The organism is Micromonospora musae, assembly GCF_003626545.1.
GTDB lineage: Bacteria > Actinomycetota > Actinomycetes > Mycobacteriales > Micromonosporaceae > Micromonospora > Micromonospora musae.
Genome location: NZ_RAZS01000011.1, coordinates 145,487 through 171,140 on the forward strand (window position 1 = coordinate 145,487; position 25,654 = coordinate 171,140).

26 protein-coding genes are annotated in these 25,654 nt (G+C 73.0%); 18 read left to right on the forward strand and 8 right to left on the reverse strand.

Annotation, left to right across the window (positions count from 1 at the left end):
* The 4 genes from D7147_RS26145 to D7147_RS26160 all read left to right on the forward strand — a co-directional run bounded on the left by D7147_RS26145 (position 1) and on the right by D7147_RS26160 (position 3,019).
* The gene (locus D7147_RS26145; RefSeq protein WP_120682247.1) at positions 1 to 363 is read left to right on the forward strand and encodes a DUF1622 domain-containing protein; all 363 of its coding nucleotides are present in this window, start codon (positions 1 to 3) and stop codon (positions 361 to 363) included.
* Complete coding sequence (locus tag D7147_RS26150; protein ID WP_199716852.1) at positions 360 to 683, forward strand: hypothetical protein; 324 nt, start codon at positions 360 to 362, stop codon at positions 681 to 683. The genes D7147_RS26145 and D7147_RS26150 overlap by 4 nt, the downstream gene beginning before the upstream one ends.
* A gap of 4 nt (positions 684 to 687) precedes the next feature.
* Entirely contained in the window at positions 688 to 885 is a 198-nt protein-coding gene (locus tag D7147_RS26155) for a hypothetical protein (protein WP_120682249.1), read from the forward strand.
* Positions 886 to 1,558: 673 nt separating this feature from the next.
* On the forward strand, positions 1,559 to 3,019 hold the full coding sequence (locus D7147_RS26160; protein WP_120682251.1) for a polysaccharide biosynthesis tyrosine autokinase: 1,461 nt from the start codon (positions 1,559 to 1,561) through the stop codon (positions 3,017 to 3,019).
* Here D7147_RS26160 and D7147_RS26165 read toward each other — a convergent pair.
* Positions 3,000 to 3,554 (reverse strand): arsenate reductase/protein-tyrosine-phosphatase family protein, encoded by a 555-nt coding sequence (locus D7147_RS26165; RefSeq protein WP_120682253.1) that lies wholly within the window; start codon positions 3,552 to 3,554, stop codon positions 3,000 to 3,002. The two genes, D7147_RS26160 and D7147_RS26165, sit on opposite strands and share 20 nt — an antisense overlap.
* Positions 3,555 to 3,719: 165 nt before the next feature.
* Between D7147_RS26165 and D7147_RS26170 the strand changes: the two genes are divergently transcribed.
* The 4 genes from D7147_RS26170 to D7147_RS26190 all read left to right on the forward strand — a co-directional run bounded on the left by D7147_RS26170 (position 3,720) and on the right by D7147_RS26190 (position 9,178).
* Positions 3,720 to 4,937, forward strand: a complete 1,218-nt coding sequence (locus D7147_RS26170; RefSeq protein ID WP_120682255.1) for a glycosyltransferase family 4 protein — start codon at positions 3,720 to 3,722, stop codon at positions 4,935 to 4,937.
* A 124-nt stretch (positions 4,938 to 5,061) separates the two neighbouring features.
* Positions 5,062 to 6,849 carry a DUF4012 domain-containing protein gene (locus D7147_RS26175; protein WP_233563471.1) on the forward strand — a complete coding sequence of 596 codons (1,788 nt, stop codon included), beginning with the start codon at positions 5,062 to 5,064 and terminating at the stop codon, positions 6,847 to 6,849.
* Positions 6,850 to 6,862: 13 nt separating this feature from the next.
* Positions 6,863 to 7,495: a hypothetical protein gene (locus D7147_RS26180; RefSeq protein WP_120682259.1), complete on the forward strand. Its 633-nt coding sequence runs from the start codon at positions 6,863 to 6,865 to the stop codon at positions 7,493 to 7,495.
* A gap of 1,083 nt (positions 7,496 to 8,578) precedes the next feature.
* Complete coding sequence (locus D7147_RS26190; RefSeq protein WP_120682263.1) at positions 8,579 to 9,178, forward strand: hypothetical protein; 600 nt, start codon at positions 8,579 to 8,581, stop codon at positions 9,176 to 9,178.
* 214 nt (positions 9,179 to 9,392) lie between these two features.
* Here D7147_RS26190 and D7147_RS26195 read toward each other — a convergent pair whose 3' ends face one another.
* Both D7147_RS26195 and D7147_RS26200 read right to left on the reverse strand, forming a co-directional pair.
* Positions 9,393 to 10,229: an undecaprenyl-diphosphate phosphatase gene (locus D7147_RS26195; RefSeq protein ID WP_120682265.1), complete on the reverse strand. Its 837-nt coding sequence runs from the start codon at positions 10,227 to 10,229 to the stop codon at positions 9,393 to 9,395.
* Positions 10,226 to 11,278, reverse strand: a complete 1,053-nt coding sequence (locus D7147_RS26200; RefSeq protein WP_120682267.1) for an LLM class F420-dependent oxidoreductase — start codon at positions 11,276 to 11,278, stop codon at positions 10,226 to 10,228. Before D7147_RS26200 ends, D7147_RS26195 begins: the two co-directional genes overlap by 4 nt.
* 193 nt (positions 11,279 to 11,471) lie before the next feature.
* Between D7147_RS26200 and D7147_RS26205 the strand changes: the two genes are divergently transcribed.
* Positions 11,472 to 12,443 carry an aldo/keto reductase gene (locus D7147_RS26205; protein ID WP_120682269.1) on the forward strand — a complete coding sequence of 324 codons (972 nt, stop codon included), beginning with the start codon at positions 11,472 to 11,474 and terminating at the stop codon, positions 12,441 to 12,443.
* A 111-nt stretch (positions 12,444 to 12,554) separates the two neighbouring features.
* A complete protein-coding gene (locus D7147_RS26210) occupies positions 12,555 to 12,746 on the forward strand; it encodes a DUF5703 family protein (protein WP_120682271.1) in 192 nt (63 codons plus the stop codon).
* A 63-nt stretch (positions 12,747 to 12,809) separates the two neighbouring features.
* Here the strand turns inward: D7147_RS26210 and D7147_RS26215 are convergent, their stop codons facing one another.
* Complete coding sequence (locus tag D7147_RS26215; protein ID WP_120682273.1) at positions 12,810 to 13,466, reverse strand: hypothetical protein; 657 nt, start codon at positions 13,464 to 13,466, stop codon at positions 12,810 to 12,812.
* A 57-nt stretch (positions 13,467 to 13,523) separates the two neighbouring features.
* Positions 13,524 to 14,852 carry a M20/M25/M40 family metallo-hydrolase gene (locus D7147_RS26220; protein ID WP_120682458.1) on the reverse strand — a complete coding sequence of 443 codons (1,329 nt, stop codon included), beginning with the start codon at positions 14,850 to 14,852 and terminating at the stop codon, positions 13,524 to 13,526.
* Between the two features lie 180 nt (positions 14,853 to 15,032).
* Between D7147_RS26220 and D7147_RS26225 the strand changes: the two genes are divergently transcribed.
* The 3 genes from D7147_RS26225 to D7147_RS26235 all read left to right on the forward strand — a co-directional run bounded on the left by D7147_RS26225 (position 15,033) and on the right by D7147_RS26235 (position 16,980).
* Positions 15,033 to 15,632, forward strand: a complete 600-nt coding sequence (locus D7147_RS26225) for a hemerythrin domain-containing protein (protein ID WP_120682275.1) — start codon at positions 15,033 to 15,035, stop codon at positions 15,630 to 15,632.
* Between the two features lie 75 nt (positions 15,633 to 15,707).
* Positions 15,708 to 16,715: a LysR family transcriptional regulator gene (locus D7147_RS26230; protein ID WP_120682277.1), complete on the forward strand. Its 1,008-nt coding sequence runs from the start codon at positions 15,708 to 15,710 to the stop codon at positions 16,713 to 16,715.
* A gap of 19 nt (positions 16,716 to 16,734) precedes the next feature.
* On the forward strand, positions 16,735 to 16,980 hold the full coding sequence (locus D7147_RS26235; protein WP_120682279.1) for a hypothetical protein: 246 nt from the start codon (positions 16,735 to 16,737) through the stop codon (positions 16,978 to 16,980).
* A 20-nt stretch (positions 16,981 to 17,000) separates the two neighbouring features.
* Here the strand turns inward: D7147_RS26235 and D7147_RS26240 are convergent, their stop codons facing one another.
* Genes D7147_RS26240 through D7147_RS26250 form a run of 3 tightly spaced genes read right to left on the reverse strand, consistent with a single transcriptional unit; the run spans position 17,001 to position 20,124 of the window.
* Complete coding sequence (locus D7147_RS26240; RefSeq protein WP_120682281.1) at positions 17,001 to 17,351, reverse strand: DUF3140 domain-containing protein; 351 nt, start codon at positions 17,349 to 17,351, stop codon at positions 17,001 to 17,003.
* On the reverse strand, positions 17,351 to 17,569 hold the full coding sequence (locus D7147_RS26245) for a hypothetical protein (protein WP_120682283.1): 219 nt from the start codon (positions 17,567 to 17,569) through the stop codon (positions 17,351 to 17,353). The genes D7147_RS26240 and D7147_RS26245 overlap by 1 nt, the downstream gene beginning before the upstream one ends.
* Positions 17,566 to 20,124, reverse strand: a complete 2,559-nt coding sequence (locus D7147_RS26250; protein ID WP_120682285.1) for an ATP-dependent Clp protease ATP-binding subunit — start codon at positions 20,122 to 20,124, stop codon at positions 17,566 to 17,568. The genes D7147_RS26245 and D7147_RS26250 overlap by 4 nt, the downstream gene beginning before the upstream one ends.
* Before the next feature lie 247 nt (positions 20,125 to 20,371).
* Here D7147_RS26250 and D7147_RS26255 point away from each other — a divergent pair, with 247 nt between their 5' ends.
* The 5 genes from D7147_RS26255 (at position 20,372) to D7147_RS26275 (ending at position 25,624) form a co-directional block, all read left to right on the forward strand.
* On the forward strand, positions 20,372 to 20,833 hold the full coding sequence (locus D7147_RS26255) for a PIN domain-containing protein (protein WP_233563473.1): 462 nt from the start codon (positions 20,372 to 20,374) through the stop codon (positions 20,831 to 20,833).
* A 99-nt stretch (positions 20,834 to 20,932) separates the two neighbouring features.
* A complete protein-coding gene (locus D7147_RS26260) occupies positions 20,933 to 21,193 on the forward strand; it encodes a hypothetical protein (protein WP_120682287.1) in 261 nt (86 codons plus the stop codon).
* A gap of 9 nt (positions 21,194 to 21,202) precedes the next feature.
* Positions 21,203 to 22,300, forward strand: a complete 1,098-nt coding sequence (locus tag D7147_RS26265) for a hypothetical protein (RefSeq protein ID WP_233563475.1) — start codon at positions 21,203 to 21,205, stop codon at positions 22,298 to 22,300.
* Positions 22,293 to 24,962, forward strand: coding sequence for an FtsK/SpoIIIE domain-containing protein (locus D7147_RS26270; protein WP_120682460.1), 2,670 nt, complete (start codon positions 22,293 to 22,295; stop codon positions 24,960 to 24,962). Before D7147_RS26265 ends, D7147_RS26270 begins: the two co-directional genes overlap by 8 nt.
* Entirely contained in the window at positions 24,959 to 25,624 is a 666-nt protein-coding gene (locus D7147_RS26275; protein ID WP_120682289.1) for a hypothetical protein, read from the forward strand. The genes D7147_RS26270 and D7147_RS26275 overlap by 4 nt, the downstream gene beginning before the upstream one ends.
* Positions 25,625 to 25,654: the final 30 nt, after the last annotated feature.

Genomic DNA, 25,654 nt, shown 5'->3' on the forward strand with positions numbered 1-25,654 from the left:
ATGGACGTGGAGGGGTTCCTGCGCCACGCCGACGAGGTCCTGGTCGGCGTGGTGGAGGTGGCGGGCGCTCTGATCATCTTCGTCGGGGCGGTCCTCGCGGCGGTGCGGTTCGTGGTCGAGGGGCTACGGCACCGCACCGCCGCCATCTTCACCCCGATCCGGCTCAGCCTCGGCCGGTTCCTCACGCTCGGCCTGGAGTTCCAGCTCGCCGCGGACATTCTGCGTACGGCGGTGTCGCCGACCTTCGAACAGGTCGGTCAGCTGGCCGCGATCGCCACCATTCGGACCCTGCTCAACTACTTCCTCGGGCGGGAGATCCGCAAGGAGAAGCAGCAGGTGAGCGATGGGGAGCGGAGCGCGTGACGACGCTGCTGGTCGGCGTGGTGACCGGGCTGGCGCTGCTCTGCGCGGCGGTCGTGCTGGTCGGAACCGGTCGGGCGCTGCTGGCGGTACGGGTGCTGCTGGACCTGCTGACCGCCGCCGGATTGCTGCGGCTCGCCACCGGCCGTAGCTGGACCGCCCTGGCCGCGGCCGCGATCATCATCGTGCTGCGCCAGCTGGTGTGGGCCTCGCTCAACGTCGCCGGCCCGTGGCCCCGCCGACAATCCCCGCCTCGCTGCGGGAGCAACGATCACCACTTACGGTTGGCGGTAGAGGCGAAGCGGGAGAAATCGGGAGGGTGACCGGATGAGCAGGCACGACGAGCCCAACGAGTACGGCTTCGCCGGCGACCCCACCGCGCCCGAACCGCCGCCGCGCGGGCAGCAGGACGAGCAGGACCGGGTCGAACAGGTGGCGGTCCCGGGCGACGATCTCACGGAGCCGGCCGCCGAGGCCCTCTACGAGGAGACCGACGACGAGCACGGGACCGAGCGGCGCCGCTGAGCCGTACCCGCAGCTTGATCGTTTTCGAGTTCATCGAAGTCGGGGACGCCCCGACTTTCCCTGAGGCGAGTCGACTTCGGCACGTCGTGCGGCGCGGTGATTTCGGGCGCCTTGCGCGATTGCCGTGATCCCCCGGGGGTTGGCGGCCTGGCGGGACTCTCCGGGGAGTGAAAGAACGCCGTCCCGACGCCGGTCGACCGCGGTGCACGACCATTCTCGCGATCTGTCGCCGCCTGCGGCGAGATCGATCGAGATGAGGCCGAGCAGCCGGGCGGCTCCGGTCTCTCATCCGCTCCGCGCTGTCGTGACGGCCGACAGGCGTCGCGTGTCGCGGCGTCCGCCTGCCTGGAAGTTCGTCCGGGTGTCGCTCCGGCCAGGAGGTGCGGAGGCCCCGACGACCCCCGTCGCGGATTCGTCACCCAGCGGCGCCGGAGGGGCGATGCGGGTCGTCCCGCAGCCGCTGTCGGGCGGTCACCGACTTTTCCACCAGCGCGCCCGATGCCGAATGGGTCTTTCCCGGGTTGGTAATTCGGGCACACGGCTCGTCACAGAAAACACATAACTCCGGACATAAGCCGCATGAGCCGCTTTAATGGTTTCACGAGTTACGGACGACCTTGGGGGTTTTCGTGAAGTTCTTTGGCGATACCGGTCCGGTACGGAGGCGCACCTGATGGACCTGCTCCGCCAACTTCGCCACGTGCGTCGGCACTGGTGGGTCGCGCTGGTCACCGTGATGGTGGCCCTGGGCGCCAGTGCGTTCCTCACCGTCCGGGCCCAGCCCCGGTACGAAGCCTCGGTGACCTTCTTCGTCACCACGCCCAACCAGGGAGTCACCGACGCCTACCAGGGTGGCCTCTTCCTCCAGCAGCGCGTCAAGTCCTACGCGGACCTGCTGACCAGCGACCGGCTCGCGCAGACCGTGGTGGCCGAGAACCCCGTGGGCCGGACCGCCGAGGAGGTGCAGCGGAGCGTCAGCACCTCGACCGAGGCCGGCACCGTCCTGCTGCGGGCGGCGGTGACCGACACCGACCAGGCCCGGGCGCTGAAGGTGACCGAGACGCTCGCGGCCAAGTTCGTCGAACTCGTGCAGACGGTCGAGACGCCGCCGGAGGGCAAGGCCCCCATCAAGATCGAGATCGTGAGCGGTCCCCGGGTCAGCTCCAGCCCCGTGTCGCCGCAGCCGGTGCGCAACCTGACCCTCGGCGGGCTCATCGGCCTGGTGCTCGGGGTCGGCCTGGCCATCCTGCGCGGCGTGGCGGACGTGCGGCTGCGCGACGCGGCCGGCCTCCAGCGGACCACCGGCAGCCCGCTGCTCGGTGAGATCCCGTTCGAGACCGGCGCCAGGTCCGCACCGCTGATCGTCGGCGAAGCGGCCAACTCGTCCCGCGCCGAGGCGATCCGCAAGCTGCGTACCAACCTGCGCTTCGTCGACGTGCACGAGCCGGCCCGGGTCATCGCCGTCACCAGCGCGCTCCAGGGAGAGGGGAAGACGACTCTCTCCTGCAACCTGGCGATCGCCCTGGCCGAGGCGGGCTGGCGGGTCCTGCTCGTCGACGCCGACCTGCGCCGACCCAAGGTCGACGACTACCTGGGCATCGACGCCGGCGTCGGTCTCACCGACGTGCTCGTCGGCGACGTCCAGGTGGGCGACGTCGTGCAGCGCTGGGGCGACAAGTCGCTGCTGGTGCTGCCGAGCGGCTCCGCCCCGCCCAACCCGAGCGAGCTGCTCGGCTCGAAGGCGATGGCGGACCTGCTGCTCGCCCTCCGCGAGTCCGCGGACATCGTCATCATCGACACCGCGCCGCTGCTCGCGGTGACCGACGGCGTCGTCGTGGCGGTCCAGGCGGACGGCGCCCTGCTGGTGAGCCAGCAGGGGCGGACCTCGCGAACTCAGGTCGCCGCCGCGTCCCGCGCGCTGCACGCCGTCTCGGTGCGGCTCCTCGGCTGCGTGCTCAACATGGCCAAGATGCCGAAGGCCGAGGCGTACCAGTACGAGGCGTACCGGGTGGTCGCCACGACGGAGTTGGCCGAGGCGCCCGCCGAGCGGCCCAAGACCGCGCGACACAGCGACAGCGGTGAGCCGAACGCCGTCAGCGATCACACACAGGAACTCACCCGGCTGCCACGATGAGCGCGGCGAGGGGTCGTATGGACCGTTCGATCTCCTCGGCGCAACGGCGGAAGTCGGCGGCGGTGCCGCCGATCGGGTCCCGAAGGTCGTCAGTGCCGGGGGCGGCGGGTTGCAGCCGCCCCCGCGCCAGGGCGGCGGCCTGGACGGCGGCGCGCAGGGGGTCGCCGGCCGGGTCCTCGGGCGGCTCCGCCGCGGCGGCGAGTCTGCCGAACTGGCGCAGCGTGAACGTCCGGTGCAGCGCCGACGGCGCCAACGCCGTGCAGACCGAGCGCTGGCGTCGCGTCGCCGTGAGCACCAGCGTGGCGTCGGCCAGGTGCTCGGCGTTCAGCCGCCGGCTGCGGAAGTCCGTCGGATCCGCACCGGTCTCCGCCGCGAGGTCGGCGGCGTACGGGTGCATCGGCAGACCCGCCACCGCGTCCGTACCCACGCTCTGCACGGTCACCGGTCGTCCGGCCAGCACCTTGCGGGCCAGGTACTCGGCCATCGGGGAGCGGCACAGGTTGGCGTGGCAGACGAAGAGCACCCGGTCGGTCATCAGAACCCCTCTCGTCGGTACCGCCGCAGCCGGTGGGACCACGACGGGACAGCGCCGGCGGTCGCTGCCGGACGCGGAGGGGTTGCCCGAATCGTACGCGCGTCCCGTGGCCGCCGGTCCTGCTGCCGCGCCGGGGCGGAGGAACCGGAGGGCGGTGACGAGCGGATGAAGATCGGGATCCTGTCGTACCACTTCCCGCCGGAGCCGGCCTTCATCCCCGGCAGCCTCGCCGAGGAGCTGGCGGCCCGGGGGCACGAGGTGCGCGTCCTGACCGGCTTCCCGGACTACCCGGGCGGGCAGGTGTACCCGGGCTGGCGGCAGCGATGGCGGCACCGGACCCGCGACGATCGGCTCTCCGTACGCCGGGTGCCGAAGTACGTAGCCACCGGGGAACCCTCCACCGGCGCCCGGATGGCGAGCTACCTCACCTTCGCCGGTAGCGCGGCGCTGGTGGCTCGGCGCTTCCTCGCCGGCATCGACGTGCTCTACGTCTTCCAGCTCCCCGCCACCAGCTTCGCGGCCGTCAGCGTGTCCCGACTGATCGGTCGGGTACCCACGGTGCTGCACGTACAGGACGTCTGGCCGGAGGACGCCGCGGGGGGTGACGGGCGGTGGACGGCCCGGCTCACCGCCGCGATGACCCGGGCCTTCCGCGCCGCGGACCGGATCGCCGTGGTCGCGCCGTCGATGCGGGACCTCGTGGTCGCCGCGGGCGCCGACCCGGAGCGGGTCTCGGTGGTGCTCAACTGGACCGACGAGCGGATCTTCCAGCCGGCGCGCCCGAGTGCGGAGGCCAACCGGCTGGTGCGCCGCGACGGGCGCTGCGTGGTGATGCACGCCGGCACGATCGGCGCCCGGCAGGGGCTGGAGACCGCGGTACGGGCCGCGGCGGAGCTGGACCGCTCCATGGACCTGGTCCTGGTCGGCTCCGGCGCGGACGAACCGCGGGTGCGGGGGCTCGCCGCGGAGCTGCGGGCGGAGAACGTCCGGTTCGTCGAGCGGCGTTCGCCGCTGGACATGCCGGACCTCTACGCCGCGGCGGACTACCAGTTGGTCATGCTGCGCGACCTGCCCGAGCTGCGCGGCACCGTCCCCGGCAAGCTGCAGGCCGCGCTCTCCTGCGCCGCGCCCGTGGTCGTCTCCGCAGGTGGGGACACCGCCGAGCTGGTGGAGCGGACGCGGGCCGGGCTCTCCTGCCAGCCCGAGGACTGGGCGAGCCTCGCCGACCGCTTCTGGCTGGCCGCCACGATCCCGCCGTCCGCCCGGGTCGACATGGGGCGGCGGGGGCGCGAGGCGTACCTGCGCGAGATGTCGTTGCCGGCCGGCGTGGACCGGATGGAGCGGCTGCTGCGTGAGGTGGCGCGGAACCGCGCGACAGCCTGAGTCACCCGAACGAACCTCGCCTATCGATGAAGATCCGTCGAAACGTCACGATTCGTGTGCGACGGGTGTTAAGAACAGCGGAGTAATGGGACTTCTGTCCGATTCCGGCAACGGGGAGTGTGGAGTGACGGAGAGCGAACGACCGCGGCGACGGCGCAGCCGGTCCCGCCGGCGCAGGCGAGCCCGCCTGCGCCGGGCACTGCTCGCCGCACTCGTGGCCGGATCCCTGCTGCTGCTGACCGGCGGCTGGGTCGGCTTCCGTGGCTGGCAGGCGCGGGCCCACCTGCTCAACGCCGCCGGACTGGCGCGGGAGCTCAGCGCCCAGGTCGTCGGCGGCGACGCCGAACGTGCCCAGCGCACTCTCGCCGCTCTCCAGGAGCAGGCCGGCGCGGCCCGGTCGGCGACCGGTGACCCCGGGTGGGCGCTCGGCCGGCACACGCCGTTCGCGGGCGACGACCTCGGCGCGGTCCGGCAGATCGCGGTGGGCGTCGACGATCTGGCCCGGAAGGCCTTTCCGGCCCTGCTCCGCGTCGACCTCGCCAACCTGGTTCCGAACGAGGGGCGGCTGGACGTCGGTCGGCTGCGTGCCGTCTCCGCCGACCTCACCGCCGTCAACCAGACGATCCAGCAGACCCGGCAGGACCTGGCCGAGGTCTCCGCCGGCGGCCTGGTCAGCCAGGTGCGTCAGGCCCTCACCGACCTGCGGGACGAGATCGACCGTCTGGCCACGATGACCGCGGCGGCCGACCAGGGCGCGCGCCTGCTGCCGACGCTGCTCGGCGCCGACGGTTCGCGACGCTACCTGCTGGTCTCGCAGAACCCGGCCGAGCTGCGCGCCACCGGCGGCATGTTCGGCGCGTACGCCGTGATCGAGGCGAAGAACGGCCGGGTCCAGATGGGACGGCAGGGCAGCAGCTCCTCGCTGGGGCGGTTCAACCCGCCGCTGCCCGTGCCGAAGGAGGTCCACGCGCTCTGGGCCGATCTGCCGGGCATGTATCCGGCGGACGTGAACCTGACGCCGCACTTCCCGACCGCCGCGGCCCTCTACGGCGAGATGTTCCGCCGCAAGACCGGTACGAAGGTCGACGGGGTGCTCGCCGTGGACCCCGTCGTGCTCTCCTACCTGCTCAAGGCGACCGGGCCGGTGATGGTCCCGGGCGGGGTGCCGCTCGCCTCCGACACGGTGGTGCGGACGCTGCTCAACGAGTCGTACCAGCGTCTCGAACCGGAGAAACAGGACGGCTTCTTCTCGGCGGCGGCGGCTGCGGTGTTCGACGCCTTCTTCACGAAGAATGTGGACCCGAAGGCGTTGTTGTCCGCATTTGACCGTGCTGTCACGGAACGCCGGATATTGTTCTGGAGTGCCCGCCCGGAGGAGCAACGACAGTTCGGCGACAGCCGGCTGGCCGGCGCCCTTCCGGAACAGGACACCGTGCCGACGGTCGGCGTGTTCCTCAACGACGGCAGCGGCGCGAAGCTCGGCTACTACCTGCGGCCGGCGGCCACCCTGACGGTCGGCGAATGCCGATCCGACGGGCGCCGCGAGCTCCGACTGCGGGTCACGCTCCAGTCCACGGCGCCGAAAACCGGTCTCAGTGAGTCGGTTCTCGGCCTCGGCATGGCGGGTGACCCGTACACGGTCCGCACGCTTGTCTCGATCTTCACACCAACGGGTGGGGCGGTGCTCGACGCCCGGCTCGACGGTGCCGAGACGGCGGTCGGCAGCGGCACCGAACGCAGTCGCCAGGCCGCGACGGCGAGCGTCGACGTCCGGCCCGGTACGAGTCGGACGTTGGAGGTCACCGTCCTGACCGGAAAGAAGACCGCGACCGGCGAGGCCGAGCTGTGGCTCACGCCCATGGCCACCCCATGGACCACCCAAGTAGATACCGCACCAAGCTGTGACCAGTAGGAGGGAACCAACCATGCGGCTATCCCGCATCATCATGGCACTCACGGTCGGTCTGGCCGTGGTGACCGTGCCGACGGCAGCGGGGGCGGCACAGCCGCAGCCGCCGGCGCCAGGCGTCACCACCGACCCACCGCAGCCACCGCCGTACACGCCGCAGCCGACGCTGACCGTCAACCGACCGGCCATCAACCTCGGTCAGACGGTCCTGCTCACCGGACTGGGCTTCGGTGCCACGGAGACGGTGAACATCGTCGTCACGGTGAGGCCGCTCGCGGCCCCCGCCGCGAACCAGGCGCCGGCCCGCCGCAGCGACGGCACCACCGTCGCGATGGCGCCGGTCGCCTACCAGGCCGCCGCGCCGCTGACCTTCAGCGCGTACACGGACGGGAACGGCAAGTTCACCCGGAACTACAAGCCGTCGGTGACCGGTCTGCTGACCTTCACCGCGACGGGTGCCGACTCCCGTCGCGTCGCCACCACCCAGCTGCGGGTGGACGACCCCGTCCAGCCGCCGCCGCTGCCCGTCACGGGTGACAGCCTCGGCACCCCGATGAAGGTCGGTGGTGGCCTGGTCGGCGCCGGTGCGGTGCTCCTGCTCCTGACCTTCGCGTGGCGCCGCCGTCAGCGCTTCATGGGGTCGCACTGATGCAGGACCGTCCGGGCGAAGCCCGGGCATGAATTGAAGCTGGCGCCCGTCGGACTCCTCCGGCGGGCGCCAGCTCATGCCCGCCGGCCGACTCGACCCCGCGCCGCCCACCCGGATGATCGACTCGGCTCCCTTGAGGTCGGGGTGTCCGGGGTGGGTGGATGCGGCGACTTCATGGAGGTCGAGTGGACCTTGGGTGGGGGTCGCTGGGTGGGGGTCCCGCGGGTGCGGTGTCGTGCTCCGTCACCGTCGTGGGGCGGGCGATCGACTCGGTTTCCGTGAGGTCCGGGTGTCCAGGGTGGGTGGATGCCGAGACTCCATTGATCTTGACGGACCTTCGTCGAGGTTTGGCCGGGCGCGGGAGGTTCCTGGGCATGGGGGAGTCCCGGGGTGCGGTGTCTGGTTCGGTCACCGTCGTGGGGCGGGTGATCGACTCGGCTTCCGTGATGTCGGGGTGTCCGGCGTGCGTGGATGCGGCGACTTCATGGACCTCGAGTGGACCTTGGGCGGGTCTCGCCGGTGGCCGGGGAGTCTCCGGGGCGACGTCGCGCCTCCGTCGTACGCGTTCGCGGTTGATCGACTCGGTTTCCGTGAGGTCGGGGTGTCCGGGGTGGGTGGATGCCGCGACTTCATGGAGCGCGTGTGGATCATCGGTCGTCGGGGGTGAACCGGGGTCGGTTGTTCGGTTTGTGGGAGGCCGGGTCGGGGTGTGGCTGTGGGTTGGTGGGTGGTTTGGGCGGGTGTGGGGTGTGACCGGTGGCACCCTGGGGGTGGAATCGTGGCGGGGTCGGGGGCGTTGAACACCTGCGACGGCCGAGGTAGCAGGCCCGCCGCTCGGCGTGTGGCCCGGTTCTGAGGGTGTGGGTCGCCGGGAATGGTGGCGGGCCGTCGACCGTTGAACACCGTCCCGGCGCGGTGAAGCCCCCTCACCCCGGGACACCGGCCCGGCCCCGCGAACACCCCCGGTTCGCGCAGGCGCCGACCGACCACAAACTTTTCCCCCTTCCTGTGAAGCGCCCGAGCGTGGCGCTGACCTGCACACCCCCCCCGGGTGTGGGTCATCACCCCCGAAGGAGCTTTGACATGAACACGATCATGCGTAAGAGCGTTCTCGGTATCGCTGGTCTCGCGTTCGCCGGTGGTGTCATCGGCGGCCCCGTCGCCGCCCACGCCGCCACCCCGGCGGTGGATGCCAAGCCCGTCGCTGTCGTGCAGGCTGACAAGCCGGGTGTGGACAAGGGCAAGCTGATGCCCATGCCCAACGGCACCCACGGCACCCAGTCCCGCATCAACCTCGACGACGAGCAGACCGCCAACGTGAAGGCGATCATCGCCGCCACGAAGAAGTCGGACATGAACGAGCGGGCCGCGGTCATCTCCATCGCCACCAGCCTGCAGGAGTCGAAGCTGCACAACCTGGGTCACCTCGGTGACGCCAACGACCACGACTCGCTGGGCCTGTTCCAGCAGCGCCCGACCTCGGGTTGGGGCACCCCGGAGCAGATCACCGACCCGCAGTACTCCACCACCGCGTTCCTCAAGGGCCTCAAGCAGGTCGACGGCTGGCAGGACATGCCGCTGACCGACGCCGCCCAGACCGTCCAGGTCTCCGCCTACCCCGACGCCTACGCCCAGTGGGAGCAGCAGGCCGCCGACCTCGTGGCCCAGTACTGGAACAGCTGACAACCAAACAGCACGACCAACCGCTGGCCGGCACCCCACACGGGCGCCGGCCAGCGGCGTATCCGCCCCACAAAACGGAAGCCCAAGCAGCGCGCCGCGGCGCGTATGAGGGTGCAGAGCAAGACGGAGTGCAGAGCAAGCGGTCGGCAGCGCAACAGCACGACGGCCGGCACCCCAGGGCGGGGTGCCGGCCGTCGGCGTAACGGGTCGGCGGTCAGGTGGCGCTGATGGCGCCGGTCATCAGCAGCGCGAGGACCAGCGTGCCCAGCGCCACCCGGTAGAGCACGAAGACGTAAAGGGTGTGGTGGGCGACGTAGCGCAGCAGCCAGGCGATCGCCGCGTACCCGACGCCGAAGGCGATGATCGTCGCCACGACCAGCATGGCGACGGTCGGGGCTGCCGTGCCGGGCGCCGCCGGCTCGAACACGTCCCCGAGGCTGAACACACCGGAGAGCACCACCGCCGGAATGGCCAGCAGGAACGAGTAGCGGGCCGCCGTCTCCCGGGTGAGGTTGAGCAGCAGGCCGGCGGTGAGCGTACCGCCGGACCGGGACACTCCCGGGATCAGCGCCATGGCCTGGGCGAAGCCCATGACGACGCCGTCGCGCATCCGGAAGTTCTCCAGGGAGCGGGTCTGGCGGCCCCAGTACTCGGCGAAGGCGAGCACGAAGGCGAAGACGATCAGCGTGGTGGCCACCAGCCAGAGGTTGCGGCCGGCGGTGCGGATCTGGTCCTTGAACAGGAAGCCGAAGATGCCGATGGGGATCGTACCGACGATCACGTACCAGGCCATCCGGTAGTCCAGGCTGGAGCGCACGGACTTGTCCCAGATTCCGACGACCCAGGTACGGGTGATCCGCCAGATGTCCTTCGCGAAGTAGATCAGCACGGCCGCTTCGGTGCCCAGCTGGGTCACCGCGGTGAACGACGCGCCGGCGTCCCGCCCGAAGAAGAGCTCGGAGGTGATCCGTAGGTGCCCCGACGAGCTGACCGGCAGGAATTCCGTGAGCCCCTGGACCAGGCCCAGGACGATGGCCTCAACCCAGGTCACTCGCCAACTCCAGCAAGCTCGAGCGCCTCGGCGACGGTACGAAGGGTCTGCACACCGCTCTCCCGATCCGCCACGAAGAGCGTGACCGACAGCGTGGTCACACCGGCGGCCGCGTACTCCCGCAACCGGTCGGCGATGCGTTCCTTCGGCCCGAGCAGCGACGTACGGTCGATGAACTCCAGCGGCACCGCGGCGGCGGCGTCCCGATGCTGCTTGCCCAGGTAGAGGTCCTGCACCTCGCGGGCGGCGTCACCGTAGCCCATCCGGGTGGCCAACTGGTTGTAGAAGTTCTGCTTGCGGCTGCCCATGCCGCCGACGTAGAGCGCCGCATACCAGCGGACCAGTTCGGCGCAGGCGGCGACGTCGTCGCCGACGACCACCGGCACGGACGGCACCACGTCGAAGCCGGCCAGCTCCTTGCCGGCCCGCTCCCGGCCGGCGCGTACGGCGGCGAGCTGCTCCTGCGCGAACTCGGGGGCGTAGAAGACGGCGAGCCAGCCGTCGGCGATCTCACCGGCGAGTTCGAGGTTCTTCGGGCCGACGGCGGCCAGGTAGATCGGTATGTGGTCGCGGGGCGGATGGAAGCTCAACCGCAGCGCCTTGCCGGGGCCGTCGGGCAGCGGCAGGGTGTAGTGCTCGCCGTCGTAGGCGACCTCCTTGCGCGCCACGGCGAGCTTGACGATGTCCACGAACTCGCGGGTGCGGGCGAGGGGCTTGCCGAAGCGGACACCGTGCCAGCCCTCGGAGACCTGCGGCCCGGACACCCCGAGACCCAGCCGGAACCGGCCCCCGGAGAGAGTGTCGATGGTCGCCGCTGTCATCGCGGTGGCGGCGGGTGTGCGGGCGGGGATCTGCATCACCGCGCTGCCCAGGTCGATCCGTTCGGTCTGCCCGGCGATCCAGGCCAGCATGCTGGGCGAGTCGGAGCCGTACGCCTCCGCCGCCCACACCACCGAGTAACCGAGCCGGTCCGCCTCCTGGGCGAGGGCCAGGTGATCGGCCGGTGTGCTCCACGCCGTCTGGTATCCCAGGCTGAGCCCGAGTCGCAATGGTCCTCCCCCATCGGCTCCACAGGTCGCATCAGGTTACGCAATGCCGGTGAACGACTGGATCACCGGCTCACCGAAACGGCGATGGAGTGGGCGGATTCGGGCGCGACAGCGGCAGGAACACCGGCAGAACCCGGGAGACATGACGGGAGCGAGGATATCGGTTGCGCCGTGTTCGAAATAAGGTTCACCCATGCAACAGCGACCGCTCGGCCGAAGCGGGCTGGCGGTTTCGCGGCTCGCGCTCGGCACCATGACCTGGGGTCGGGACACCGATGCCGACGATGCGGCCGCCCAGCTGAAGAGTTACCTCGACGCGGGCGGCAACCTGATCGACACAGCCGACGTCTACGGCGACGGCGACGCCGAGTCGGTGATCGGGTCGCTGCTCGGCGCCCTGGTGCCCCGCGACGAGCTGCTGATCGCCACGAAGGCGGGACTGCGACCGGGTAACGGCCGCCGCCGCGACAACTCCCGGGGCCATCTGCTGCGTACGCTCGACGCCTCGCTGCGCCGCCTCGGCACCGATCACGTCGACCTGTTTCAGGTGCACGGCTACGACCCGGACACCCCGCTGGAGGAGACCCTGGCCGCGCTCGACCACGCTGTGGCCAGCGGCCGGGTCCGGTACGTCGGCGTGTCGAACTTCTCCGGCTGGCAGACCGCCCGCGCGGCGGCCTGGCAGGCGGCCTGGCCGGGGCGGTCGCCGGTGGTGGCCGCCCAGGTGGAGTACTCGCTGCTGGAGCGGGGCGTGGAGCGGGAGGTGCTGCCCGCCTGCGACGCGCTCGGCCTGGGGGTGCTGCCCTGGTCTCCGCTGGGGCGGGGGGTGTTGACCGGCAAGTACCGGCACGGCCGCCCGGCCGACTCCCGGGCCGCCTCGCCGCACTTCGAGCGTTTCGTCGCCACCTACCTGGAGCCGCGCTGCTCGAGCATCGTGGAGGCGGTGGCCACCGCGGCCGGCGGGCTGGGCGTCTCGCCGCTGGAGGTGGCGCTGGCCTGGGTGCGGGACCGGCCCGGCGTGACGGCTCCCATCCTCGGCGCCCGCACGGTGGGCCAGCTGCTCGGGGCGCTTCAGGTGGAGCGGATGACGCTGCCGGAAGAGATCATCACCGCGTTGGAGGATGTCTCGGCGGTGCCGGTCGGCTACCCCGAGCGCGACAGCTGAGGCGGCGAACCGGCCAGGGTGCCACCTGTGGGCACGAAGCGCCCGCGGCAGCGGTGTCGATCACCCCGCCGGGGGTGGCAAACCACCGCCGGCCTGGGCAGCATAGGGAACATGGACTACGAATACGCGCCGCTGCGGTTGCCATCGAACGTCGACCGGCTGACCGCCGCGGCGCAGCTGGCGATCCAGGCGGAGTTCTCCGGATGGGAGCTGGCCCGGGTGCGGCTGTTCCGGGACGGCACGCGGCAGGTGATGCTGCGTCGCCGCCGGGTCAACCAGCCGCAGCCGGGCCTCTCGTACTGAACGAACCGCCAGGCGTACGCCCCGGGGCCCGTGCCGTACGGCCGGACCCCGGGGCGGCATCGCCTAGTGGACGTGGTCGTGCTCGTCGTCGAGCTCGAGGAACGGGTGCTCGTCGAGACGGCCGATCAGCCGGTCGTCGGCGGCCGGCTGGAACGGGCCGACCGCGTCGTCGTCCTCGAACGACTCCAGGTCGACCGGGGTGCCGACCTCGCTGACCATCACCACCCCGTCGAGCGGTTCCAGCTCGGGGATGTCCAGCGCGCTGAGCGAGCCGTCGCCGCTCTGCAGCAGCTCCAGCACCGCCTCGCCGACCCCCTCGACCGGCGCCGGCTCGTCGTCCTCCGGGGTGCTGTCCCGGCGGGCCACCTCGGCGACCCGCATCAGCGCGGAGACGCTGGGCACCCGGTAGTCGCGACGCTGGCGTACCGAGATCACCCGCGGGTGCGGGTCGGTGGCCTCGATCGCCTCGGCGCCGCCGGCGAAACGCTCGTCGGCCTCGTCCGGGTCGATCGCCTCGACGTCCCACGGGGTGACTTCGCCGAAGGCGTCCAGGAGGCGCTCGTCGTAGGCGTGGGAGGCGTTGTTCAAAGCGACGTACGCCTGCCAGACGTCGTCGTCGTCGATGCGGCCGTCGGCGGCGCGTACCGCGGACAGGTGGCGACGGGCCGCGTCGATCACCCGCTCGAGAGCAGCGTCCAGCTCACCGTGCTGGTCGGTCATGCGAGGTGTTCCCTTCACGATGGGAGGTGCCGCGCGGGCGCAGCAACCGGAGGCGGGTCAGCAGGTACGCAGGAACCGGTCGAGAACCCGCACGCCGAACTGTAGCCCGTCCACCGGAACCCGCTCGTCAATGCCATGGAACAACGCGGAGAAGTTCAGGTCGGCCGGCAGTCGCAGCGGGGCGAAACCGAAGCAGCGGATGCCGAGTTGGGCGAAGGCCTTCGCGTCGGTGCCGCCGGAGAGCATGTACGGCACCGGGTGCGCGCCCGGGTCCTCGGCGCGCAGCGCGGCGGACATCGCGTCGACCAGGTCACCGTCGAAGGTGGTCTCGATGGCCGGCTGGCGCTGGATGTACTCGATGGCGATGTCCGGCCCGATAAGCGCGCGGAGCTGCTCCTCGAGCAGCTCCGACTGGCCGGGCAGGCTGCGGCAGTCGATGGTGGCGGTGGCCCGGCCGGGGATGACGTTGTCCTTGTAGCCGGCGGTCAGGCGGGTGGGGTTGGCGGTGTTGCGGATCGTGGCGCCGATGATGTTGGCGATCGGCCCCAGCTTGGCGATCGCGGCCTCCGGGTCCTCCGGGTCCAGCTCGATGCCGAGCAGCTCGGAGACCTCTTCGAGGAAGGCCCGTACGGTCGGGGTGACCACCACCGGGAAGCGGTGCCGGCCGATGCGGGCGACGGCCTCGGCGAGGGCGGTGACGGCGTTGTCGTCGTGGACCATCGAGCCGTGCCCCGGGCGGCCCTTGGCGTGCAGCCGCAGCCAGTCCACGCCCTTCTCGGCGGTCTCGATGAGGTAGAGCCGCCGGGCGTCGTCGACGGAGTAGGAGAAGCCGCCGACCTCGCCGATCGCCTCGGTGCAGCCGTCGAAGATGTCCCGGTGGTGGCGGGTGAGGAAGTGCGCTCCGTAGTCACCGCCGGCCTCCTCGTCGGCGGTGTACGCGAGCACGATGTCGCGGGTGGGGCGTACGCCGGTGCGCTGCCAGTGCCGCACGACGGCGAGCACCATCGCGTCGAAGTCCTTCATGTCGATCGCGCCGCGACCCCACAGGTAGCCGTCGCGGATCTCACCGGAGAACGGGTGCACCGACCACTCGTCGGCGTCGGCCGGCACCACGTCCAGGTGGCCGTGCACCAGCAGCGCGCCGCGGCCGGGGTCGGTGCCGGGGATCCGGGCGACGAGGTTGGCCCGGCCGGGGGCGGACTCGTGGAGCTGGGATTCGACGCCGACCTCGGCGAGCTTCTCCGCCACGTACTCGGCGGCGGCGCGCTCGCCCGCGCTGGTGTCGTTGTCACCGGTGTTGGAGGTGTCGATCCGGAGCAGGTCACGGCAGAGGTCGACGACCTCGTCGGTGAGGGCGGGTCGGGCGGAGGTGGCGTCGCTCGTCATCGCTTCTTCATACCAGCCGCGGCGTCCGATCGACTCGCCGCGGCCGGGTCGGCGGTCGTGCGCCACCGTCTCCCGCGGCGGGTCGGCGGTGGGCGCGGTTTCGCGATCCGCCGCCCCGGGTACCGCCGCCCGCGACCGCACGTCCCCGATCCGCACCCCCGGCCAGACGAGGAGAGCACGATGACCGTTCCCCTGCCTCCGCTGCCACCCGCCCCCGACGAGGGCTACCGGCCCGGTGGTCGCAGCGTCGCCGACATCGTCGGGCAGGAGCACCGGCAGCTGCTGGAGCTCGTGGCGCGGCTGACCGGGCCGGACCCCACCGCCGACGAGCAGCTGGCGGTGCTGACCGCCGCGCTCTCCCGGCACCTCTCCGCCGAGGAGCAGTACCTGCTGCCGGCGGTGCGGTCGGCGGTGCCCGAATCGGCCGATCGGGTGGACCGGATCCTCGACGCGGACGCCGCGCTGCTGGGCGCGCTGCGCACGCTCGCCGAGGACGACCTCAACGACGTCGCCGAGCGGGTCCGCCGCCACGTCGAGGAGGTGGGCGCGCTGGTCGTGGAGCTACGCGCGGTGGCGACCGAGGAGGAGTTGATCCGGCTCGGCAACCGCCTGGAGATCGCCGAGGAGGCCGCGCCGACCCGGCCGCACCCGGACACCCCGGCCACTCCGCCGTGGAACCGGGTGGTCGAGCCGGCGCTGGGCGTGGTGGACAAGGTCCGCGACGTGGTCAGCGGCAGGCCCACCTACCTCGCCGACCTTCCGGAGCAGCCGCGCGGCTGACCGCCGACCTTCATCCATAATCGCCGATCCATCCGGCTCTTCCGGAGAACCGGAGCGGGGTCATACCGTCACGGTATGAATCTGGAGCTGCGACACCTTCGGGTGGTGTGCGCGATCGCCGAGACGGGAAGCGTGACCAAAGCGGCGTCGACGCTCGGCCTGGCCCAGCCGGCGCTCACCGCCCAGCTCCAACGGATCGAACGCACACTGGGCGGCCCACTCTTCGAGCGGGACCGTCGCGGCGCCCGGCCGACCGCGCTCGGCGAGCTCGTGCTCGCTCGGGCCCGGGTGCTGCTGCCCGCGATGAAGGGGTTGCAGGACGAGGCCGCCCGTCTCGCGGGGGCGACGGACGCGCCCCGGCGGTACCGGTTCGGCGGGGTGAACAGCCCATTCCTCGGCCGGCTCGTGCACCGGGTCGCGGCCGCGCAGCCTCAGGCGCAGATCACCACGTACGCGTCCTGGTCGGTGGACGAGCTGGCGCAGCTGGTCGTCGGCGGTCGGCTGGATTTCGTGCTGACCGGCGTCTGCGGCGACTCCAGCCCGTCGGCCGAGTGCGGGCTCAGCTGGCGGGAGGTGTCGGTCGACCCGGTGCTGGTGCTCTTGCCGGAGTCGCATCCGCTGGCCGAGCGGGAGGAGGTGCGGCTGGTGGACCTGCGGCACGAACAGTGGGTGGCGGCGCCGGGCGACGGCTGCTTCGGCGACTGCTTCGCGGCCGCGTGCGCCCGCGCCGGCTTCACGCCCCGCAAGCTCTACGAGACGGATGTGCGCGGCTGCGTGGACCTGGTGGACGCGGGCGAGGCGGTGGCACTCTGCCAGGCCACCTTCCGGCCACCCGCCGGCCTGGTCACCCGCCGACTGGCCGGGGTGCCGCTGCGCTGGCGGTTGATGTTCGGCTGGCATCCCGACTCCCCCGCGGCGCGGGCCGCCGAGTGGGTACTGCAGACGGCGAAGGCCGCCTACGACGACTCGCTGGCCCCGCACCCGGCGTACCTGGCCTGGTTGGTGGCGAATCCGGAGTTCGGCGTGCGCCGGTCGGCCGTGCTGGCTCCGGTCGCCGACGCGAACGGGGTGCGAACGGCGTAGCGACGGGTATCAGGGCCCCATGACCGACGTTTCTCCCGCCGCGGACGACCGTGACCTGCTGCGCCGTGCCGCCGCCGCGCACACCGCCGCCGCCCAGGACCTCGAGGCCTTTCTGCGCCGGCTGCCGGAGGTGCCGGGGCCGGCGGAGCTGACCGAGTACGCCAACCTGGTGACCCGGGAGGAGCGGATGCGCGCCGACCGGGAGGCGGCCGCCGACGCCGCCGGGCTCACCCTGGGCAGCCTGGAGTCCGACCAGGGCACCTGAGGCGGGGCGGTCGCGGCCGGTCAGCGTTCGATCAGGATGTCGTGGCCGAGGTCCAGCAGGGAGTGCCGCCACTCGTCGTCGGCGTTGCCGCGCGGCGGCCGGGCGTCCACCAGGGCCTGGATCCGGTCGACGGCGTCCTGCATCACCTCGATGTCCTCCGGGGTGAGGTCGACCTTCCGTTTGGTCAGCACCTTGAGGATCTGCCGCCCCGGCTCCGGCAGGTTCAGGTCCGGGTCGGGGCCGAACGCCTCCTCGCCCGAGCCGCGGGTCAGCAGCCACTGTCGCAGCTGTTCGGACGGGACGTTGACCTGGGCGTGGAAGTCGTCCCAGAGCACCGCAACCTCGGGATCGAGCCGCTGCTCGCGTACCATCAGGTCTCCTCTCCGGGTGGCGGCCCGGACGTCTCCGGGTCCCCTTCGTCGGTCTTGCGGCGCCAGCCTTCCGCCGGCATGCGGACCCGCGCCGGGTTGGCCGTGGGCCGGGCCTGGATAGGTTCGGGGTGTTCGGCGTCCTCCCGGGACTCCTCGGTCTCGGCAGGCTGCTCCGCCTCGGGAGGCTGCTGCGGCTCGCGCGGCTCCGGGCGACTCATCGCGGATGCGACGTCGTGGCCGCGGTGTAGCCTCGCTCGCCGGCGCCGACGTCGAAGGTGAGCGCGCCGTCGCGAGCGTCGACAGTGACCTTCTGGCCGGGCGAGATCTCCGACGCCAGCAGCATCCGGGAGAGCTGGTTGTCCACCTCCCGCTGGATCACGCGGCGCAGTGGCCGGGCGCCGAACTCCGGCTGGTAGCCGTGCTCGGCGAGCCAGTCGACGGCGGCGGTGGTGACGTCCACCTCGATGTCCTGGGCGTGCATCCGGCGGCGGGTCTCCTCCAGCAGCAGCTCGGTGATCTGACGCAGCTGCGCGGCCTCCAGCCGACGGAAGATGATCACCTCGTCGATGCGGTTGAGGAACTCCGGCCGGAAGTTCTCCTGCAGCCGGCGCATCAGCCGGTCCCGCAGCTCGTCGCTCTCCTGTTCGCTGCCCGGCTCGCCGGCGCCGAAGCCGACGGCACGCTGCGCACCGGTGATCAGCTCCGAGCCGAGGTTGCTCGTCATGATCAGGACGGTGTTCTTGAAGTTGACCGTCCGACCCTGCCCGTCGGTGAGCCGCCCGTCGTCGAGCACCTGGAGCAGGATGTTGAACACGTCCGGGTGCGCCTTCTCGATCTCGTCGAGCAACACCACCGCGTACGGGCGGCGGCGGACCGCCTCGGTGAGCTGCCCGGCCTCCTCGTAGCCGACGTATCCCGGCGGCGCGCCCACCAGACGGCTCACGGTGTGCCGCTCCTGGAACTCGCTCATGTCCACCCGGACCATCCGGTCCGACTCGCCGAAGAGCGCCTCGGCGAGGGCGCGGGCCAGCTCGGTCTTCCCGACGCCGGTCGGGCCCAGGAAGAGGAAGCTGCCCATCGGCCGCTCCGGGTCGGCGAGACCGGTACGCGAACGGCGGACCGCCTCGGCGACCGCGGAGACCGCGTCGTCCTGCCCGACCACCCGCTCGTGCAGGTGCCCCTCGAGGCGCAGCAGCCGGTCCCGTTCCTCCTCGGTGAGCTGGTTGACCGGGATGCCGGTGGCACGGGACACCACCTCGGCGATCTCCTGCGGCCCCACCTCGGGCACCTGTGAACCGCCGTTGCCGTCCTCGCCGTGCGCCCGGCGGACCTGCTCCTCCAGCTCGGCGATCCGGTCGCGCAGGGCGGAGGCGCGCTCGTACTTCTCGTCGGAGACCGCCTGCTCCTTGTCCCGGCGTACCTCGTCGAGCTGCCGCTCCAGGTCCCGTACGTCGGCGGCCGGGGTCCGGGTGCGCAGCCGGACCCGGGCGCCGGCCTGGTCGATCAGGTCGATCGCCTTGTCCGGCAGGAACCGGTCGGTGACGTACCGGTCGGAGAGCTCGGCGGCGGCGATCAGCGCCTCGTCGGTGAAGCGCACCTGGTGGTGCGCCTCGTACCGGTCGCGCAGTCCGCGCAGGATGGCGATGGTGTCGTCGACGCTCGGCTCCGGCACCAGCACCGGCTGGAACCGGCGGGCGAGCGCCGCGTCCTTCTCGATGCTCTTGCGGTACTCGTCGAGCGTCGTCGCGCCGATCACCCGCAGCTCGCCGCGGGCCAGCGCCGGCTTGAGCATGTTGCTCGCGTCCATGCCGCCCTCGCTGCCGGCGCCGCCCGCCCCGACCAGGGTGTGGATCTCGTCCAGGAAGATGATCAGCTCCTCCCGGTGGGCCCGGATCTCGTCGATCACCTTCTTCAGCCGCTCCTCGAAGTCACCGCGGTAGCGCGTGCCGGCGACGAGCCCGGCCAGGTCCAGCTGGATCACCCGCTTGCCGAGCAGGGTCTGCGGCACGTCGCCGTCGCAGATCCGCTCCGCCAGCCCTTCGACGATGGCGGTCTTGCCGACACCGGCCTCGCCGATGAGCACCGGGTTGTTCTTCGTACGCCGGGAGAGGATCTCGACGGCCTGTTCGATCTCGTCGGCGCGGCCGATGACCGGGTCGATCTGGTCGTTGTGGGCCAGGTCGGTGAGGTCCTGCCCGTACTGGTCAAGGGTCGGTGTGCCGCGGTCCGGCTTCGGGCCGGTCATCGGCCCGCGCTCGGCGTTGGCGGCCTGCAACGACTCGGGTTGGATCCGCCCCGCGGCGAGCATCCGACCGGCCGGCGACTCCGGGTTCAGCGGCAACGCCATCAGGATGTGCTCGGGGCCGATGTAGTTGGCGCCCATCGCGCGGGAGAGCTGGTGGGCGTCGAGCAGCGCCCGCTTCGCCGCCGGGGTGAGCGACAGATTCGGCGGCACCTCCCCACGGGGCGCCCCGTCGCCCTTGCCGCCGAGGGCGTTGAGCAGGGTGTCCGGGTCGGCGCCGGCCCGTCGTACCAGATCGCGCAGCGGCTCGCGTTGCAGCGCCGCCCAGAGCAGATGGTCGGTGTCCAGGTCGGTGCTCTGTCGCTGCGCCGCGCGCCGGGCCGCGTCGGCCAGCGTCTCCCGCGCGTCGGCGGTCATCAGCCGAGTGATGTCGACCCGGTGCGGCGGTCGGCGCCCGCCCTCGCCACGGCCGAAGTACCGGGCCAGGAACTCGTCCCAGGGGTCGGTGCCGAAGTCGCCGGGTCCCATCATCTCTGTCCTCCGCAGTAGCGTGCGGCACGGTCGGCAGGGGCTACCCGGCGGTCGGCCCGACAAACGCCGCGCGGAGGCCGCCGGGGCGGGCACGACGGCCGGTCCCCGCGTCGGTCCGGTGGCGCACGGCGCGCCGGTGGCGGCGGTTCGGCGGCGCGCGGCACTCGGCGCGCCGGTGGCGGCAGCGCGGCGCGCCGGTGGCGGCGGCAGCCGGGTCGGCGGGCGCCCGCGGTGGCAGGCTGGGGTGATGGACGTACGGCCGCTGCTGATCGTGGACGCCGCGAACGTTGTCGGCTCGCGCCCGGACGGGTGGTGGCGGGACCGGGCCGGGGCGACCGCCCGGTTGCGGGACTCGCTCGCCGGGCTGGGCGAGGTCGGGCTGCCCCCGCAGCTGTTGCCGCCGGTGGTGGTGGTGCTGGTGGTGGAGGGTCGCGCGCGGGACGTTGCGGCGGTGCCGGGCGTCGAGGTGGTCGGCGCCCGGGGCTCGGGCGACGACGCGATAGTCGACCTGGTCCGCGCGGCCCCGCAGCGCCGGCGCGTCGTCGTCACGGCCGACCGTGAGCTGCGCGATCGGGTCGTGGCCGAGGGGGCCGAGGTGTACGGGCCGCGCTGGCTGCGCGAGGGTTCGGAGGGCCGCATGGCGGGTCCGGCGGTCCGGGCGCAAGATGCGGCCAGTCCCGCCAATCGGACTCCCGGCGCTTCAGGGTGACAAGCGGTCACCGGGGCAGGAACACTGACAGGGCGGATGACTTCCCGCCGTACCCATAGGCTCTAATGAAAGCCTCCCTGCCCCCAGGAGGTAACCCCCGTGGCGAGCGTCGCCGAGCTCAAGGCAGCCATCGACGTGGCACTCCAGCAGATCGGCGACGGCCAGAGCGCCGTGCAGGCCGCCGGCGAGAAACTCACCGAGGCGCAGCAGACCCTGGCCGGGGCGCTGGAGGGCAGCGGGCACGAGACGGTCGAGGCGGCACAGGCCTCGCTGACCCAGGCCGGTCAGGAGCTGGAGGAGTGCCTCGCGGCGACCCTGGTCGCCGTCGAGCAGGCGCAGCTCTACGTCGCGGCCCTGTAGGCGACGGCCGTGTCGATCGTCGAGGATGTCGGCGCCCAGGTCCACGCCGCCGCCGAGGAGCTGCCGCTCGGCCTGGTCGCCCAGGCGTTGGAGAAGTTCGGGTTGGCCAGCGAGCGACTGCGCTGGGTACGTCAGGAGTCGGCCAACCCGATGGGGGTGCCGGAGCTCTCCTCCGCCACCGAGCACATCGAGACCGCCGGATACGCGTTGCGGCTGGCACAGGAGCAGCTCGCCGCGTACCTGGCCGCCATCGGGCTCGGCGCCGGTGGCATCGCCCCGGCCCAGCCACGTGACTCCGAGCGGCCCCGGCACGACGCGCCGCGGGACGCCGCCCCGGTCGTCGTACCACCCGAGCCGGCCGAGCAGGTGCGGCTGCGGCGGTGGTGGTCGGTACGGGTGGCGGAGCTGACCGGCGGCGCGGAGGGCGCGGACGAACCGGACGAGCAGATCACCGACTCCACCGAGCTGCTGCGCCGGGTGGTGCGCGGGGTACGCGCCGGTGACCGGGACCGGCTGCGCACCGAGCTGCGCCGGGCACACGCCGACGTCGGGCTGGGCATGGCCGCGCTCGCCCCCCAGCTGCTGCGGGAGTTCGCCACCGAGCTGCTCGGCCATCCGCCCCGCTCGGACGATCTGGGCCGGCTGCGCAGCGCCCTGGACGGTCGGGTGCGGGATCTGCTGCCCGGCCTACCGGCGCCGGTGCTGGAGACGCTGCTGACCCGGCTGTGCCGGATGCCCCCGCCGCGCCGCTCCGGCGAGGCCCCGCACGCCGCGGACTCGGCGGTGGCCGGCGGTGTGCTGACCGGTGTGCTCCTCGCCCGCCTCGGGCGGGACCTGCCCGAGGCGGCAACGGCGGATCGCCGGGGGACCGGCGACTCGGCGCCGACGGGCGCAGGCAACGGCGGCCGGGCGGGCGAGCGGGTCGGCGCCGACCGTGGTGGGCGTTCCACCCCGGGTCGGGCCGCGCCGGGCGAGCTGACCGGCGCCGGCGCGAACCGAGCGCAGTCGGGTGGGCTTCCCGACCGGACGGCCGCGGGCACCGGTACCCGTCCGCGGCGGCCGGGTCCGTGGGTCGACGCGCCCCGGCGCCGGGGCAGCGATGGCTGACCGGCGCGCGCAGCTGGTCAGCCGGGTCCGGGGCACGCTCGCCGACGCGCTCGGCGCGGCCCGCACCCGGCTCTTCGCCGCGCAGACCGAGCTGGCCGCCGGGCGGGAGCGGCTGACCCGGGTACGCCGGGCCGCCGCCGAGGTGCCGGGGCGGGTCGGCGCGGAGCGCGACCGCCGCCTCGCCGAGATCGACGAGCGGCACGCCGCGCGCATCGCCGAGCTGGCCCGGCGGGCCGCCGACGCCGCCCGCTGGGAGGCGCCCGGCGCCGCCGCCGAGGAGTGGTCCCGCTGGCGCGCCACGCCGGCCGAGCGGTCCGAGCCTCCCGGCGCGCTGCGGATCGGCACCCTCGGCATTGCGGGCGCCGAGCCGGTGCCGGCCCTGGTGCCGCTGCTCGATGCGGGACACGTCGAACTCTCCGGCGCCGACCGGGACGGCTGCGACGCGGTGGTCGGCGCGCTGCTGCTGCGCGCCCTGGGCCGGACGGATCCCGGCACCGTCCGGTTGATGGGGTACGACCCGGAGCACCTGGGTGGCGGGCTGGCCGGTTTCGCCCCGCTCGGCACCGCCGGCTTGCTGACCTTCGTCGGGCCGGGTGGGCTGGGTCGGTTGCTCGACGACCTCGTCGAGCAGATCCGGCGGATCAACGAGACGGTGCTGGCCGGGGAGCACAGCTCGCTGCGGGAGTTGGCCGCCGCGACGGGCCGCCGGCCCGAGCCGTGGCGGGTGGCGGTGCTGCTCGGCGGCGACGAGCTCTCCCGCCACGAGCGCGGCCAGCTCGACCGGGTGGTCCGTACGGGCGCGGCGTGCGGGGTGCACCTCGTGGTGCGGGGCGTGGCGCTGCCGGACGATCCGACGGTCACCCGGGTGGTGGCCGAACCGGAGGGCGCGCGAGTCGGCGCGTCGCCGGGGCTGCCGGTCCGGCTCGACCCGCCGCCGCCGGCGCCCCTGGTCACCGAGACCTGCCGGGACGTGGCGGCCCGGGTCAACGCCGGTCCCGCGCCGACGCCCTTCACGGACCTGCTGCCGCCGCCGGAGCGGATGTGGCGGGAGGACTCGGCCACCGGCCTGACGGCACCCATCGGCGAGGGGCCGCAGGGCCGCCCGGTGCTGCTGACGTTGGGCGACTACCCGCCGCACGCGCTGATCGGTGGCCCGTCCGGCACCGGCAAGACCAACCTGATCTTCACCTGGATCGGGGCGCTCGCCGCCCGCTACTCCCCCGCCGAGCTGGAGTTCTACCTGCTCGATTTCAAGGAGGGGGTGTCGTTCGCCCGGTTCGCGCAGGGCCGGCGTGACCCGAGCTGGCTGCCGCACATGCGGCTGGTCGGGATCAACGTCAACACCGACCGGGAGTTCGGGCTGGCGCTGCTGCGGTTCCTCGCCGAGGAGCTGCGCCGGCGTGCCGACGCGGCGAAGAAGCACGAGGTCACCAAGCTCGCCGAGCTGCGCGCGGTGGACCCGACCGGCCGCTGGCCGCGCATCGTGGCGGTGGTCGACGAGTTCCAGATGCTGCTCGCCGGGCGCGACGTGGTCGCCCGGGAGGCCGCCGACCTGCTGGAGGACCTGGCCCGCCGGGGTCGCTCGCAGGGCATCCACCTGGTCCTCGCCTCGCAGGACGTGCGCGGGATCGAGGCGCTGTGGGGGCGGCCGGCGCTGGTCGCCCAGTTCACCCTGCGGATCGCGCTGCCGAAGGCACTGCGGATCCTCGCCGAGCGCAACGACGCCGCCCAGTCGCTGCCGCGCTGGCACGCGGTGGTCAACGCCGAGTCGGGGCTGCCGGAGGGGAACCAGGTCGCCCGGATCCCGTCGGCGAGTGACTGGGAGACCTGGAGCGGCCTGCAGCACCGGCTGTGGCGGATGCGCCCGCAGGACGCCGCGCCGGCCCGGCTCTTCGACGGTGACGCGATCCCGCGGCTCGTCGACGCGCCGGACTTCCGGGCGCTGAGCAGCGGCGACGGTACGACCCGGGGCCCGGTCGCGCTGCTCGGCGAGATCATCGACGTGCAGGCCCGGTCGGCGGCCTTGCGGCTGCCTCGCGCGCCGGGACGGAACCTGGCGGTGCTCGGCACCCGGGTCGACGAGGCGTGCGCGGTGCTCGACGCGGCGGCCCGCTCGCTGGCCCGGCAGCACCGCCCGGGCACGGCACGGTTCTCCATCGCCTGCCTCGACCCGGACGCGGACCCGATCGCCCGTGCCCTCTACGAGGAGCTCGCCGAGGACGCCGCCTGGTACGACGAGGAGACGGTCGCCGAGCTGATGACCGAGACGGCGGACGGGTTGGCGAGCGCCGGCGATCCGCACTATCTGCTGCTCTTCGCGGTGGACGCGGCGGCGGGCGCGTTGGCCGCCCGAGCCGGGGGGCGTACCGGGTTGGAGCGGCTGCGCGGGATCCTGCACGACGGGCCGGAGCGGCGTACGCACGTGCTGGCCTGGTGGCGGGGCGTGGCCCGGATGCGGGCGGATCTGGGCGGCCCGGCGGCGCGCACCGATCAGATCGGCGCCTGGGTGGCGCTCGACACGCACGGCGGCGAGCTGGGCTCGTCGCTCTATCCGGGCACCGGTGGCCCGGACTGGTACCCCCGCCCGTGGCGTGGGCTCTTCTTCGACCGAGCGGTGCACCGCACCGGCCAAGTGATCATCCCCTATGGACCGTCCCGATGAACCAGCCGGTTGCCAGCGAGACGTACGCGGCGCAGGTACGCAGACTCGCCGATGTCAGCGCCCGCGTGCACGCCCAGCGGGAGGAGGCGCAGAGCTGGCACGAGCGGCAGTGCGTCGCCGCGGACCGGGCCGTCGCCGAGGCGGAGGAGCAGGTGGAGCAGGCCGAGCGGGAGCTGGCCGACGCGCGGGAGCTGCAGGAGCGGGTGGACGCGGAGGCGGCGCACCTGTGGCAGCTGCTGCGTGAGCGGCTCGGCTCCGCCGGGCGCCGGCTGACCGGGGCGCCCGCGCCGACGGCCGGCGTCGACGCCGATCCGGTGCTGCTGCTGGGCCAGGTGCGCGAGCTGCTCGACCGTACCCGCCAGCCGGGTGAGCTGCCCGGCTCGGTCAACCCGCTGCTCGCCGCCTGCGGCGTGGCCGGCGCCGTGCTGGCGTACGCCCTCGGTGCGGTGGCCCGTGCGGCCGGGGTGGGCTACGGCGGCGACCTGGCGGTCGGGATGCCGGTGCTGGCGCTGGTGGTGACGCTCTTCGGCCCGCTGGTCGGGTTGGTGCCGGCGAAGATGCTGGCGGATCGGCGTAATGCCGTGCTGGGTCCCCGCCCGATCACCGTGGTGCTCGCCGCCGGGCTGGCGGCCACCGTCCTACTGCTGGTCCTCTTCCGCTGACCGGCGCGCCGGTCGTCGACCGGGCGGCTG

Coding starts and splice junctions, on each gene's coding strand:
- D7147_RS26225 (WP_120682275.1), top strand. CDS start 15,033: ATGACCGTTCCCCTGCCTCCGCTGCCACCCGCCCCCGACGAGGGCTAC.
- D7147_RS26230 (WP_120682277.1), top strand. CDS start 15,708: ATGAATCTGGAGCTGCGACACCTTCGGGTGGTGTGCGCGATCGCCGAG.
- D7147_RS26235 (WP_120682279.1), top strand. CDS start 16,735: ATGACCGACGTTTCTCCCGCCGCGGACGACCGTGACCTGCTGCGCCGT.
- D7147_RS26190 (WP_120682263.1), top strand. CDS start 8,579: ATGAACACGATCATGCGTAAGAGCGTTCTCGGTATCGCTGGTCTCGCG.
- D7147_RS26170 (WP_120682255.1), top strand. CDS start 3,720: ATGAAGATCGGGATCCTGTCGTACCACTTCCCGCCGGAGCCGGCCTTC.
- D7147_RS26155 (WP_120682249.1), top strand. CDS start 688: ATGAGCAGGCACGACGAGCCCAACGAGTACGGCTTCGCCGGCGACCCC.
- D7147_RS26255 (WP_233563473.1), top strand. CDS start 20,372: ATGGACGTACGGCCGCTGCTGATCGTGGACGCCGCGAACGTTGTCGGC.
- D7147_RS26215 (WP_120682273.1), bottom strand. CDS start 13,466: ATGACCGACCAGCACGGTGAGCTGGACGCTGCTCTCGAGCGGGTGATC.
- D7147_RS26145 (WP_120682247.1), top strand. CDS start 1: ATGGACGTGGAGGGGTTCCTGCGCCACGCCGACGAGGTCCTGGTCGGC.
- D7147_RS26205 (WP_120682269.1), top strand. CDS start 11,472: ATGCAACAGCGACCGCTCGGCCGAAGCGGGCTGGCGGTTTCGCGGCTC.
- D7147_RS26270 (WP_120682460.1), top strand. CDS start 22,293: ATGGCTGACCGGCGCGCGCAGCTGGTCAGCCGGGTCCGGGGCACGCTC.
- D7147_RS26245 (WP_120682283.1), bottom strand. CDS start 17,569: ATGAGTCGCCCGGAGCCGCGCGAGCCGCAGCAGCCTCCCGAGGCGGAG.
- D7147_RS26220 (WP_120682458.1), bottom strand. CDS start 14,852: ATGACGAGCGACGCCACCTCCGCCCGACCCGCCCTCACCGACGAGGTC.
- D7147_RS26160 (WP_120682251.1), top strand. CDS start 1,559: ATGGACCTGCTCCGCCAACTTCGCCACGTGCGTCGGCACTGGTGGGTC.
- D7147_RS26165 (WP_120682253.1), bottom strand. CDS start 3,554: ATGACCGACCGGGTGCTCTTCGTCTGCCACGCCAACCTGTGCCGCTCC.
- D7147_RS26275 (WP_120682289.1), top strand. CDS start 24,959: ATGAACCAGCCGGTTGCCAGCGAGACGTACGCGGCGCAGGTACGCAGA.
- D7147_RS26240 (WP_120682281.1), bottom strand. CDS start 17,351: ATGGTACGCGAGCAGCGGCTCGATCCCGAGGTTGCGGTGCTCTGGGAC.
- D7147_RS26250 (WP_120682285.1), bottom strand. CDS start 20,124: ATGATGGGACCCGGCGACTTCGGCACCGACCCCTGGGACGAGTTCCTG.
- D7147_RS26180 (WP_120682259.1), top strand. CDS start 6,863: ATGCGGCTATCCCGCATCATCATGGCACTCACGGTCGGTCTGGCCGTG.
- D7147_RS26210 (WP_120682271.1), top strand. CDS start 12,555: ATGGACTACGAATACGCGCCGCTGCGGTTGCCATCGAACGTCGACCGG.